10 protein-coding genes are annotated in these 13,918 nt (G+C 40.7%); 1 reads left to right on the top strand and 9 read right to left on the bottom strand.

What is annotated here, in order from left to right; translation table 11 throughout:
- Positions 1-26 precede the first annotated feature (26 nt).
- The 5 genes from T546_RS23025 to T546_RS0107010 all read right to left on the bottom strand — a co-directional run bounded on the left by T546_RS23025 (position 27) and on the right by T546_RS0107010 (position 7,087).
- Positions 27-1,664, bottom strand: a complete 1,638-nt coding sequence (locus T546_RS23025) for a hypothetical protein (RefSeq protein ID WP_034598299.1) — start codon at positions 1,662-1,664, stop codon at positions 27-29.
- A 19-nt stretch (positions 1,665-1,683) separates the two neighbouring features.
- A complete protein-coding gene (locus T546_RS0107025; protein WP_026891005.1) occupies positions 1,684-3,084 on the bottom strand; it encodes a PTS transporter subunit EIIC in 1,401 nt (466 codons plus the stop codon).
- Positions 3,085-3,219: 135 nt separating this feature from the next.
- The gene (locus tag T546_RS0107020) at positions 3,220-4,275 is read right to left on the bottom strand and encodes a LacI family DNA-binding transcriptional regulator (RefSeq protein ID WP_084326216.1); all 1,056 of its coding nucleotides are present in this window, start codon (positions 4,273-4,275) and stop codon (positions 3,220-3,222) included.
- 232 nt (positions 4,276-4,507) lie between these two features.
- Entirely contained in the window at positions 4,508-6,148 is a 1,641-nt protein-coding gene (locus T546_RS0107015) for an ABC-F family ATP-binding cassette domain-containing protein (protein WP_026891003.1), read from the bottom strand.
- A gap of 300 nt (positions 6,149-6,448) precedes the next feature.
- Positions 6,449-7,087, bottom strand: a complete 639-nt coding sequence (locus T546_RS0107010; RefSeq protein WP_026891002.1) for an LPS-assembly lipoprotein LptE — start codon at positions 7,085-7,087, stop codon at positions 6,449-6,451.
- A 748-nt stretch (positions 7,088-7,835) separates the two neighbouring features.
- On the opposite strand from T546_RS0107010, the gene T546_RS0107005 reads away from it, so the two are divergent.
- Positions 7,836-9,329 carry a fibronectin type III domain-containing protein gene (locus T546_RS0107005; protein WP_026891001.1) on the top strand — a complete coding sequence of 498 codons (1,494 nt, stop codon included), beginning with the start codon at positions 7,836-7,838 and terminating at the stop codon, positions 9,327-9,329.
- 560 nt (positions 9,330-9,889) lie between these two features.
- Here T546_RS0107005 and T546_RS0107000 read toward each other — a convergent pair.
- The 4 genes from T546_RS0107000 to T546_RS0106985 all read right to left on the bottom strand — a co-directional run bounded on the left by T546_RS0107000 (position 9,890) and on the right by T546_RS0106985 (position 13,907).
- On the bottom strand, positions 9,890-10,648 hold the full coding sequence (locus tag T546_RS0107000) for an amino acid ABC transporter ATP-binding protein (protein WP_026891000.1): 759 nt from the start codon (positions 10,646-10,648) through the stop codon (positions 9,890-9,892).
- 10 nt (positions 10,649-10,658) lie between these two features.
- Complete coding sequence (locus tag T546_RS0106995) at positions 10,659-11,309, bottom strand: amino acid ABC transporter permease (RefSeq protein WP_034598298.1); 651 nt, start codon at positions 11,307-11,309, stop codon at positions 10,659-10,661.
- Positions 11,310-11,333: 24 nt separating this feature from the next.
- The gene (locus T546_RS0106990) at positions 11,334-12,188 is read right to left on the bottom strand and encodes an amino acid ABC transporter substrate-binding protein (RefSeq protein WP_026890999.1); all 855 of its coding nucleotides are present in this window, start codon (positions 12,186-12,188) and stop codon (positions 11,334-11,336) included.
- An 84-nt stretch (positions 12,189-12,272) separates the two neighbouring features.
- A complete protein-coding gene (locus tag T546_RS0106985; RefSeq protein ID WP_026890998.1) occupies positions 12,273-13,907 on the bottom strand; it encodes a hypothetical protein in 1,635 nt (544 codons plus the stop codon).
- Between the last annotated feature and the right edge of the window lie 11 nt (positions 13,908-13,918).

Here is a 13,918-nt window from a genome sequence, read left to right as displayed (position 1 = left end):
GTAATCCGTAGTAATATGTGCTGGTTTTAGTCATCTTTGGTTCCATTCTTAAGTTCTGGAGATCCTGCCCCAAGATAGCCGTGACTTTTTCCTTCTTCACTGTCTGTTATCCAGAAAGCGAAAATAGAAGCATCATTTAAAATAAATCTCACTCTTATTTTGTCCTGATCGAGGTCTTTTAAGCTCTGTTTATCTTGCCATTTTATGCGGAATTTCGTTGCATCTTCCCTCATCAGGCAACACTCTTCTTTGGAGTACCCAGGAATTACATTTCCATCCATATCCAAAATCTCGGCAGCCAGGCTTCCTCCGGCACAGTCTGCATTTACAAACAGAAACTCTCCCTGATATTTTAAAACTTCTGTTGTCAGGGAACCTTCTGAATCTAAGGCTTTCATTGCGGCAAACCCATCCCGTCTTAACTTGGCAACGCCTACTGCCCCTCCGGAATATTTATGACTGCCGAATTTGGGGGATTCTCCTGAAAATGCGGAATAATAAAAATATAACTCATCTCCCACTACGGTAAAAATACCATTCGCCGGATGGAGATATCCGTAATCCCAGCTTCCTTCCTCCCTCGAGGAACTTAAGAAATCCTCATACGTCGGTCTGTCAAAATGAAACCCATCTCTGCTGAAAGAGATTTTTAAATCATTGATTTTCGGAAGTCCCGTCTTTTCGCATACAAAATTAGGAGGACCCATGAATACGGAATAAACACCAAGCATCACGCTTTCATAAGCAACTGCGTCTAAATTATAAAGCTGAGTGTAATATCCTAATTCTTTATCTGGCTTATCGTAAATATCGGTCCTGGCCCAAAAGCTCAAATCTTCCTTTGACCACTGACTTCCTTTGAAAAAATCATCTGTCTCATAATAACTTCTGACTCTGACTCTGCTGTCCAGCTCAGAAAATGTCCTTAAGCTGTATACCCATTTATTTCGAAACGGGTTATAGAAAAATGTTGTATTATCTCCGGAATGGCTCGTTTCACACACTTCTGTCCAGTTAATTCCATCTGCGGATTTATATAAAACAGTAATTTCCTTCGGCGGAACCGATGACGGATCATCGTGTGCATGCTTCGGCTTTAAATGATAATATTTAAAATCGTCAGGATAGCACCGGAAAAATACCAGCATCTTATATTTTTCATCCGGATTTTTAGGATTATCATCAACCCATACCGCATCTCCATCCCTTAAATACCCTGGAATGTGTTTCAAAACCCGGTCAGAATCCTTGGAAGGGTCAATTTCACTTAATCGTTTCCAATGTATTCCATCATCGCTTTCCGCATAAGCACTGCCATCGAACCAGCCCGCATGGTACCACATTTTAAATTTTCGGCTTGGAGCATCATAAAACACTCCACCATTAAAGGGGCATGCACAGGTACAATATCCATCATTGAGTTCCATGTCGGTCTGGGGCCACAAAACAGGCTCATCCATTACCTGTGGCTTCCCAAACTCCCTGACCAGATCTGTTTCACTGATCAAAAAATCGTCCACAAATAATTGTCTGCCAACTGAAATATCAATATATTCTGGCTTGTCCTCCAGATATGGCACCTTCAACGGTTTATCCAGTGTAACCTCTGGGTTATGCGGCGGCCACAGATCCGGCAGCGTTATATTATTATATAATCGTTCCATGATACTCCTTATTTTTTAATTATTCTTCTTCTGGTTTATAAAATACATAGGTCAATATAAATGCCACTGCAAAACCGATGGCACATGCTATGACATAAGTTCCAAGCTGCCCGTTAAGATACAGTAACGCTCCAGGCAATGCCGTAATGGACATTCCTGTTCCAGCCAGCCCCATAATTGATGAGAACATACCTGCAAACGCACCACCGACACATCCGCAGATAAATGGAATAAGTCTCGGTAAGTTTCCACCAAAGATCAATGGCTCTGTGATTCCTAAGAATGCAGGCACTACAGAGGAGAAGTACAGGGACTTCTGTTTTTTATTTTTTGTTTTTAAGGCCGCTGCAATACCTGCTGCTGCCTGAGCTACGATGGCTCCGCAGACCAGAGCATTGAATGGGTTAGCACCCGTATTGGCCAGCAGTTCAACCTCAAGTGCCTTAAAGGTATGGTGAAGCCCCGTAATTACCACCGCCTGCTGAAGACCGCCGACGATAAAGCCTCCCAGTCCAAATGGAATGTTCATCAAAAATGAAATCGCTTCTACAAGACCTTTTTCAACCATATGCATAATCGGACCGATGACAACAAGACCGATTACCAAGCTTGAGAGAAGTGTAACAAATGGGGTAACAATCAAATCTAATACATCAGGTACAACTTTTCTAAGTCCCTTTTCAATCTTGGCAGAAATCACACCTAAGATTAAAGCCGGGAGAACAGACCCCTGATAACCAATAATCGGTATGCTTAAACCAAGAAGATTTAAGAAAATGGGTTCTACCGCTCCGGAAGCCACCTGATTGGCGTTAGGAAGCTGAGGCGCTACCAGCATAAGACCGATTACAATTCCCAGTGCCGGTGACGCACCCGATCTTTTCATTACAGAATAAGTAACAAGCGCCGGCAGGAAAGCAAATGCCGTATCAATCAGTACCTGTGACAACTTCAATAATGTGGGGTCGAATTCCACTCCAAGATTGGTAAGAAGACTTCGAAGACCCATAAAAAGTCCGGTTGCAACTAATATAGGTATAATTGGCAAAAATACATCGCCAAGCATTCTGGATGCCTTTTGAAATGGGTTCATTGGAGCAGTTTTACGATCTACTTTAGCACCATCTGCCCTGTTCTTCTCTTTTGAGCTATCTGAATCTGCAGTTTTTAATTTGGTGATATCCATAAACTCTGCATACACCTTATTTACAAAACCCGTTCCCAAAATAATCTGATGCTGACCAGAGGCAAGGAAACTGCCTTTAACTCCATCAATGTTCTCTATCTCTTTTTTATTATACTTCGTCTCATCCTTAAGGATAAGCCTTAATCTTGTGGCACAATGCTCTGCGCTGATAATATTATCCTGGCCACCAATATGATCTAAGATCTGTTCTGCTGTCTGTCTCTCTTTGCTCATGTTATCCTCCTTTATTTAATGCAACAATGTACGCGCGTTCATTAATATGTATTAAGAATATAACATTCGCAGTCACGTGTCAAGCCATCTTGTGATTTTTATGCATAATGATGTTTTTTGAAACATTTATTTGTGCTATTTATATAATCCTTTGGAAGTTGACTCCCGTACGATCAGTCTCGGATATAGATCGATTACTTCCGTTTCTTCATTGCTGCCATTAATTTCATTAATCAGCATACTTACGGCATTTTCTGCAAGTTCTTCAATAGGGGAAGCAACTGAGGATAACGTGGGAATCATTTTTTTAGCTAAGAGAGTATTATTATAGCCGCAGACAATTACATCTCTTGGAACTTGAATATCATGTTTCGCCAATGACCGTATGACATCACTGGCTACCAGATCACTATGAGCGAACCAGGCTGTTATTTTTGCCGGGTTGTGTGTTTCAAAATACTGATTGATGATTTCAAAAGACTTCTGGTTTTCTGCTGTTTCATGCTGATTGCATTCAAGCACAGCTTTAAGTTTTATTCCGTATTTTTCAAATTCCGATCGAAACCCCTGCAATTTGTTATTTCCAGCCAGTGATTTTAAAGGGCCTATATAACCAACATTCTTATGGCCCAGTTCCAGAAAATGTTTTGCGACCTGAATGCCTCCCATTTCAGAACTGATGATAATATTCTTTTTTTCCGTCTGTTTAAAAAGACTGACCATGGGGATATTGATTCCGCTGTAGACTTTTTTGTTGGGAGTTCCTATGGGTCTTACTATGATTCCATCCACTTTGCGCCGTTTAAAGCCGTTGATGATATTGACTTCCCTTGCCTTTTCTCTCTGTGCATCACCTAAGATTACATTATAACCATATTTTTCTGCTTCATGCACAATAGCTGCCATAAGAGATGCATACAGTGGGTTTGATAAATCGGAAAATAATACTCCGATGATGTTTGTCCTGTTTCCGGCCAGACTCTGTGCCACCTGATTTGGCTCATATCCCAGCTTTTTTACCCAATACATAACATTACTCCGTGTTTCCATCTTAATTGATGGGTGATTCGATAATACTCTTGATACAGTGGCGCGCGACACATGTGCAGCCTTAGCAACCTCTTCCATCGTAACCATCGTAATTTCAAATCCTTTCGTTGGGTTATATTCCCCCGCCTTTTCTTCTATCATACTATTTTTCTGATACTTGGGAAACTACTAAATGTAAATAATATGAATTATTAAGACCCTCTACACACTCTGGTCAGGCTTATCCCCGTATTTACTTTGAAAGCTTTCTCAGCTGCATAAATCATGACCACTCGCTGAACACAGCAGCGTAGACTTAAGATTAGCAATATAGCAGAAAGCAGCCTGGCTCAGAATTAGCCAGGCTGCTCCACTTTCATGTAAACCATTTGGTTTATTGATTCTCTTGTGACTGCTCTTCTGTTAAAGTAAATACCTGTCTCTTACGAGCCATTTCATCACTTTCAAGATATTCGTCATAGGTAGTAATCTTATCAATCAGCTGACCATTTACGATTTCCATAATACGGTTGGCTGTTGTCTGTACGATCTGGTGGTCACGGGATGAGAAAAGAATCACTCCCGGGAATTTGATAAGGCTGTTGTTTAAAGCGGTAATGGATTCCATGTCCAGGTGGTCCGTCGGCTCGTCCAACAGAAGTACATTGGAAGCAGAGATCATGAGCTTTGAAAGCATACAACGAACCTTCTCACCTCCGGATAATACCTTTACCTTCTTTACGCCGTCTTCTCCTGCAAAGAGCATACGTCCAAGGAAGCCACGAACATAGGTTGCATCCTTTTCTGGAGAGTACTGGGTCAGCCAGTCAGCGATGGTATCATCGTTATCAAATTCTGCTGTGTTATCCTTAGGGAAATAACTTTGACTCGTCGTAATTCCCCACTTATATTCACCCTCATCAGGCTCCATCTCACCTGCAAGAATCTTAAATAAAATGGTTTTTGCAAGTTCATTTGGTCCTACAAGAGCCACTTTATCCTCACGGTTAATGGTAAAGGAAAGATTATCAAGAATCTTAACTCCATCAATAGTCTTAGAAAGATTGGTTACAGATAAAACCTCATTTCCAATCTCACGGGCAGGACGGAAATCAATGTATGGATATTTACGGCTGGATGGCTTAATGTCATCTAACTCGATCTTTTCAAGGGCACGCTTTCTGGAAGTCGCCTGCTTTGATTTGGAAGCATTGGCGGAGAATCGCTGAACGAATTCCTGAAGTTCTTTGATCTTCTCTTCCTTCTTGCGGTTTGATTCCTTCATCTGCTTCACCATAAGCTGACTGGACTCATACCAGAAATCATAGTTTCCAGCGTAAAGCTGAATCTTGCTGTAATCAATATCAGCGATATGGGTACAAACCTTATTTAAGAAATAACGGTCATGGGATACTACGATTACGGTATTCTCAAAGTTAATAAGGAACTCTTCCAACCAGGCAATGGCGTCTAAGTCCAAATGGTTGGTCGGCTCGTCCAAAAGAAGAATATCAGGATTGCCAAAGAGTGCCTGGGCAAGAAGAACCTTAACCTTCTCCGCACCGTTTAACTCTCTCATATATTTATAATGTAAATCAGTTTCAATACCAAGTCCATTTAAAAGGTTGGCAGCGTCAGACTCTGCTTCCCATCCGTTCATAGCAGCGAATTCACCTTCTAAATCTGCTGCTTTGATGCCGTCTTCGTCGGTGAAGTCTTCCTTCATATAGATGGCATCCTTTTCCTTCATGATCTCATAAAGTCTGGTATTACCCATAATAACGGTATCAAGTACCTGGAATTCATCATATTTAAAATGATCCTGCTTTAAGAAGGATAGTCTTTGTCCTGGTGTTATAACAATATCTCCGACCGTAGTCTCCAGTTCACCGGAAAGAATCTTAAGGAATGTGGATTTACCGGCTCCATTGGCGCCGATTAAGCCGTAGCAGTTTCCTTCTGTAAACTTAATGTTTACATCCTCAAACAAAGCCTTCTTCCCGATTCTTAATGTTACGTTATGTGCACTAATCATCTTTAATTTCCTTTCTGTGATCTGCGTATTAATTAAAATAACCAAAATAAAGAGTCTGGCTCGCCAGACTCTAGCGCTGACGCGCTGGCACGTTAGTGACAATCTACAATTAGAGCGTCATGCGCCTCCCGCCCGGCAGGGCTTTTTTTATGTTATAGGGTGTTATTTCCTATTACATAAAAAAAAGGTCATTGGACCCCTCACTTTGTCATCTCTCTTATTTTACATGAAAATCCCGAATTTGCAAGCCTTTTATCAAAAAAGCCATGCCCATCCGGGATTTTCCTGGAATCTTCATTCTTACTTGGCAGCTTCTACCTTTAATGGGTAATTGGATATGCTTCCAGCGTCATAAGTAACCGATACATAGGTCACCTTCACCTTTGCCTTACTTCCGTTGCTGTCATCATCTGCCTTTCCTAAAACATCAGAATCAAGACCTTCTGCATTATTCTTCATAAAGCTTAACTCTTTGCCATCTTCCGTCTTAATGGTAAAGGTGCTCATCGCCTGGTCAGCAACCGTTCCGGTGGCCTCCAGAGTCTTCATGTTCTCCTGTGCATCTAATACAAGAAGAATCTTGGCATTTTTTGCATCTGTCCCAGAAATCTCTCCTTTATAGACTACGGATACCTCTACTCCCTGGTCTAAGGCATATGATGTTTCAACCGCCGCGTCGTTTAGATCAAGAACGGTCTGGGCACTGCCGTTTGCTATGGTAATGCCTTTCATGTTATCGGTAACACTTACCACCTTGCCAGTCAATATCTTAAATTCCCCGGTACTTCCCGGAGCCTCTGTGCTTACCTGGGCCGTTGTCTCCGTGCTTTTGGTCTCAGCAGTCGTTCCGGTATTTTGTGTCTGACTTGCTTTTTTCCCACAGGCCGTAAATACAAGGGCAGCACAGAGAACCAATGCTGCAATCAAAGTTTTCTTCATAAGCATCCTCTTCTTTCTTTTTTCAATCACCTATGATTTCGCTTTTAGTATAACATCTGATTGTGAAAAATCTTTTTCTTTTTTCTTAAGTAAATTTAATTATTACCTAAAATTGGTAGTCTTTCGATTAAATTGAGGTTTTGAGGCTATTTATCCCATTACCCTTACCACCTAAATACAGTCAAAATATACTTTAAAATACTAACATTCTTATTATGGTTCTATGCGTAGTCATATCTTGCTGTAAATACATCCATGACATTTTGGAATTTCCAAGTTCTTATATACCTACTTTTTTACAAGTTGAGTCGTCCCAGTGCATAACGATAAATATAAATGATTGTCCCTACTAATCATTAGAACAATATTTATCTCGTGGGTCTTAGTTACTATGTACTCTAGAGAAGTTCACCTCTGCTCATGGATATTGCATATTACATTTATATGGTAGTATCTTACGATACCAAAAATAGATTTAACACCACTTTCATATTTACCCCTCGATAGACAGCATACAAATACCAACTTACTTTTTTATAGTTGTTTATACTAAAAAAATATGGGTTATATAAATACCCCTTTATACAAAATTATGGTATAATTTTCCAGTGCTTAGGGATGAAGTTTGCAACTAGGGAGGTGAATGAAATATATTCTTAAACCAGTTAATCAAAATTTTTTGTTGAGACTGGTTTTTCTGTTTTTTCCACCTAAGTAGAGATATTGATATAAAAATGGAGGATTAGTGATGAAGTTATTAAAAAACAAGTTTTTTGGAATGTTGTTACTAAGTGTTTTATTTGTTATTACTTTTGGGAGTACCATTACTTTTGCAGCAACAGTAGGTAGCAAGTTAACTACCCCAGAGGCAGGATGGAGTAGATATGATCCAGCGGGTCAATCTAATATTCATATGACTGGTACTTGGGGATTTCTAGCCAACGATTCTCGTTTATGGGGAGGGACTAGTCAACCAACCAGTGACAAAAACGCTACGTGCAGGTTTAAATTTTATGGAACGAAACTACGAATAATAGGATGGTATGATACTAATAGACCAACCCAAGTAAATGTAACTATTGATGGAAATACAAATTCTTATAATCCATATAATTCAAAGAGCCCTCAAGTGATTGTATATGAAAAAACCGGTCTGGATTTAAAGGTCCACGAAGTTGTCATAAACTCTCCTTATGTTGGATCAACATGTTATGATGTTGATGCAATAGACATAGATGCTACTGGTTATTTGGTAGACTATAACCTACCAATGAATTTAACTGGATCAGAAGTCGATTCTCGTGCAGTATTAAAATGGGATGCTGTGGATGGTGCAACAAGTTATAATATAAAAATAGCAACTACTTCAGGAGGTCCTTATACTTCAAATTACACCACAACAGATTCAACTTATTCAGATCAAGCTGTTAACGCTGGCAAAACTTATTATTACGTAGTATCAGCTATTGTAAATGGGGTTGAAAGTCCAAATTCTAACGAGATATCTGTTACTATTCAAAATGCTCCTACTTCCCCATTCAATTTAACCGCCGCAGCAACCGATTCGACTGTATCTTTGAATTGGGATGCTATTAATGGGGCAACAAGCTATAACGTAAAATGGTCTACTTCGCCTAGTGGAGTTTTTACTACACTAAATACTACTAACACAACTGGCTATACGGATACTAATATTAAAGCTGGTGATACACGATATTATGTTGTATCAGCAATTATAAATGGCGTTGAAAGTTCTAATTCAAACGAGGTATCTGTTACTATTCCGCAAGCAGACCCTCTCTTATTATCAGTATTATTAAATACGGGCGAAACTGTTCAACTTAGTACATCATACAACTTAGATAATAATTCAAACTATACTTGGAGTTCTACTAATGAGTCTGTCGCTACCGTAGATAACAAGGGAAAGGTAACCGCAGTCACCGAAGGTACCACAAATATTTATGCAAAAAGCGAAGATGGCACTTTTATGGATTATATCCCGGTAAAGGTCGTTAAAAACGCCGATAAATTGCGACTCGCAGTCCATCTGAAACAAAACGAAAAAACAAAACTCTATCTAACTGATAATGCAGGTAATGTAACTTGGAAATCTCTTGATAATAGTATTGCTGCAATATCAGCCGATGGAGAGGTAACAGGGGTAAACAAAGGTCTAGCCATCGTCCAAGCTGTTCTTAATGGTAAAATATATCATATATATGTACGAGTAGATAATTAGAAAATATCGCAAGCATAACAAATTAAGCCTATTAACATATATGTTCTCGTTTTATGCACGTTAATTTAATTGTTTATTTACTTTAAAAAGACTGGTAAAGAACCGTACCTATAACGCTTTTACCAGTCTTTTTATATTAAAACCTTTGCGGATAAAAGACATTCTTCGTAGCTTTAAAGAGTAAGCGCTTCAGAAGAAAACCAAATATATAAAACTGCATTTTATACTAATCTGATGATATAATTCTTTAAAACGCTTTTTTGCATTTTTTTATTTGCTTGAATCTGGCTGCCTAAACAAGTGTATTCAAAGCTGCACTTTTCTAAATAAATGCCATCAAACCATTCTCTCTCCTAGCGTATTCCTGATAAATAATATTTTCATCTCCTTTAGCACTGATTAAAGCTATTTACCAACCACTGCATATCAACTCTTGCAAACACAAAACATTTGTGGTTTTAAAGCGTAAAATAATACCCTTAAAGCACTCATATTAAGATGCTTTAAGGGTTATTACTAAAATCCTCTTATTATATAGTAGATATCTTATATTACTACAATTATTCACCATAACGCCCAAGAAAACTCTGAGTCCGAACATTAGAAGAAGAAAACACTTCCTCCGGTGTCCCTTCCTCTACAATTACACCGTCAGCCATAAAAATAACCCGGTCCGAGATATCTCTGGCAAATGCCATCTCATGAGTAACAATGACCATGGTGATCTGTAAATCCGCCAGAGAACGAATCACCTTTAACACCTCACCAGTAAGCTCCGGGTCCAGTGCAGAGGTCGGCTCATCAAAAAATAAAATCTTAGGATTTAACGCCAATGCCCTTGCAATGGCAACTCTCTGGCACTGACCGCCGGAAAGCTGGCATGGATACGCTTCTGCCTTATCCTCAAGCCCCATCTTTTTTAAAAGCTTCACCGCTTCTCCATGAACCTCTTCCTTGTTTCGTTTCTGGACATGAAGAGGTGCGTCCATAATATTTTGAAGAACTGACATGTGAGGGAATAAGTGAAAGTTCTGAAATACGAGTCCATAATTCTTTTGAATCTTCTTTAATTTATCCTTGTCTGCATAAACGCTTGTTCCGCCGTCCTCATTCCAGGCCGCCTTTTCTCCCAGATAAATCAGCTCTCCCCCATCCATTTGTTCCAGCATGGTAGCACAGCGAAGCAATGTTGACTTCCCCGAACCGGAGGGACCGATGATGGAGACGATTTCACCTTCTTTTACTGACAGGGAAATATCCTTTAAAACCTCCTGGCCGTTAAATGATTTTCGCACGTGGTTCATTTCCAGTAAATACATCATAATCCTCCTATTCGTAGTAATTCATTCGTTTTTCTATGTATTCCATCCCAACAGCTACAACCAGGTTGAACACATAGTAAAAAAGTCCTGCTGCCACAAAGGGGATTAAGCTTGTCTGAGAAGACGCCATGGCCTTTGCCACTGCAAACATCTCCAGAACGCTGATGGTAAATGCAAGGGAGGTATCCTTTACCAGGGTAATTACCTCATTGGTCACAGAAGGTAAAATCCGTTTTACCACCTGAGGGAAAATGATTCGTACAAAGGTCTGTGCCTTGGAATATCCAAGAAGTTTTGAAGCCTCATATTGACCAGCTGGCATCGACTGTATTCCGCTTCTGTAGATCTCTGCAAAATAGGCTGCATAATTGATCACAAAGCCAATGAACGCAGCAATCAGACGGTAATCATTACTCACCTTAATCCCAAGCAGGTAATAAGGTCCGAAATAAACTACCATGAGCTGCAGCATCAGGGGAGTTCCCCTCATGACTGAAATATAGAATTTTACAATGGCCTGTATGACCCGGTTCTTGGACATTCGCCCAAAGGAAACCAAAAGCCCCAGGGGCAGGGAAAAGACCAGCGTCACCACAAATATCTGGATGCTGACCCACATCCCGCCTGCCAGCTGTGAAAGTATCTGTATAAAAGTCATGATTACTCCTCCAATTACATCCTCTTATTTTCCAACAGTGGTAACATCTTTTCCAAACCACTGCTCTGAAATCTTCTTACATGTGCCATCGGCTGCCATGGCTTCTAACTGTTCCTGCACCTGATCTCTTAAGGCTTCATTGCCTTTCTTAAATCCAACGCCGTACTCTTCGGCGGATAGGGATTCCTCTAAAATAACAAAATCCGCTTTTCTCTGCTCAATCTGGTAAGCCGCCACAATGACGTCCATTGCCACAGCATCTACAGCTCCCATTTCAAGATCCATAAATGCAGTGTTATAATCCGGTGTGGTCTGCAAAGTCTTAAAGGTCTTTAATAACGCATCATCTTCTTTAATGGCCTTTTCCGCAGAAGAATCTGCCTGAACTTCAACTACCTTTCCCGTAAGGTCAGAAAGTGTTTTAATGCCCGAATCCTTACCCACTACAAATACCTGACTGTTTTTCATATAAGGCTTGGACCAGGTATAACCGTCTTCCCTGCCCGTTATGGTGAAACCATTCCAGATACAATCAATATTTCCAGACTGAAGCTCCATGTCCTTGGCATCCCAGGCAATTGGCTGTGCCACGAATTTCTTTCCTAAACGTTTCGCTACTTCCTTTGCCAGGTCTAAATCAAACCCAGTGTATTCCCCGTTATCTGCCTTAAAGCCCATGGGAGGAAAATCCTGATCAAATCCTACAGTAAACGTATCCTCTCCATCTGCAGTCTTTCCTGCCTCTGTTGCCTGAGCCGATTCCGTTGTCTTGCCTGCCTCTGCTGCACTGGTGGGAGCTGCCTCCTTTTTGCCAGAACATCCGGTAAGCATTGCCAGTGTCCCTAATACCAGCGCTGCTTTTATCATTATTTTTTTCATCCTTGTATCCTCCTCTTTAATTTCATGTGTTACCATGGTAGCACAGTAAAGTATTTCTGTAAAGAAGAAAATGACTGGTAAGAATTATCTTATTGAAATAATAAGGCTTAAAATAAATACAAAAAGGATAAGACCCAGGCCCCAAATAAGGTGGGGCGGGGCCAAACCTTTCTCTTTATTATCAGAGGGTTCCGGCTCTAAAAACATCCCCCAAGGACTTAACTCCAATACACCAATGGGCAGCATACTTTCTCCAGGCTCATTTAAAAGGGCTGTAAATTCCTTAAAATCCTGCTCTACATACCGCTTGCCAGCCTTCCAGTCTTCTCTTGCCTCCTTTTTCTCCCCGGAAAAAAAGCAAAAAGATTCCTCCGATGCCTTTATCCCTTCCTGTTTTTTTAAGAACTGGCGGTATGCCTGGCGAATGCCCTTATTAAAGCTTTCACTAAGGTCTCCATTGGTATGATAGAGCCCCATAATATAATAGAAGATCTTATAGGCGTCCTTTGGCTGAAAGAATGGTTTTTGTCCCTGACTTTGCCTTCCATTTTCCGAAGATCTTCTATACTCTTCCTGTATGTAAAAATCAATGAGCCGGTCTACCGCCTCTCTCAGTTCTGAGGCCAGGCCTTTATCCAGCCCAGAGCGAATACAGTATACTTGAGTCTTTATCGTCATCAGGGCAGCAAGGAAGCCGTATAGCTCTTCGCTGCTTCCAGACAGAGCGGCAGCACCAAATAAGTTTCCAGAATGATTGATGTATTCTGAGAACCGTTCTGCCAGAGCAAGGTCTTGGATCGTGTATACATTTTTTTCTGCCATGGGAGAAATAGAAACCTGGGCTCCAGAAATGTTTTTGACTTCCAGCGCCATTTCTTTAGTCCAATGAGGCTGGGGAAGATAAGCTTCCTTTGCAATCCGTCCAGCATATCCTGGTTCATTTTTTATCCTGCCGCTTCCATCCGGCTGGTAAATCATTCCCTGTCGTTCCTGACCCTGTGAATATTTTTGAGAGGAGCTTAACAAATCTTTCCCATCTTTTAATCCCATATCAGCATTGAACAGATCTTTAAATATAATAAGAAGTTCTTTTCTATCAATGGCCTTTCCGGTGACATTGTAATACAGGGCCTTTCTTACAGCTTCCTTCGCTTCTGGCGAGCCATAAGTGTCAAGGAGGGCCTTTAGCTCCCCCAGACGGCTGTTAAGCAGCTTTAACAAAAGCTCTGAAAGCTTTTCATTTAAGGTGGAAATCTGTGCCTCTCTGCTGCCAACCGGGATGTGTTCCAGAATAGACCGAAGAAGTTCCTGGTACATGGCTGTAAGATCATTGATTTCATCTTCAACCATCTTATTAAAAGATGGCATCCAATCCTTTAAAGCTTTCAGTGCTTCTTTTAACTTCTCTTCTTCCCGTATCCGGTCAAGCTCTTCATTGCCATCCCTTCGGTCCCTATAAGGATCCCCCTCCTCAGAAATGGCCGCCCGGTCCGTTGATTTTTCCGGCTCCCTGGTTTCTTCTTTTGGAGCATTGCTGGCATCTGTCTGAGAAGCCTTTACATTCTCTCCAACCTCTTCAATAAAGCTGGCCTCTGCTGCAATGGTCTCTCTAAGCATTGCCTGTTCCACTGCTTTTCGGATCTCACCGGTAGAAGGATCATTTTCCTTTGCCAGAAGAGGCTGATCCTTTCCCTTGATCTCCATTTCATTTATTCTCACTGAATTCCCCC

The organism is [Clostridium] aerotolerans DSM 5434 (assembly GCF_000687555.1).
GTDB lineage: Bacteria > Bacillota > Clostridia > Lachnospirales > Lachnospiraceae > Lacrimispora > Lacrimispora aerotolerans.
This window is presented reverse-complemented; position numbering and strand designations above follow the sequence as displayed.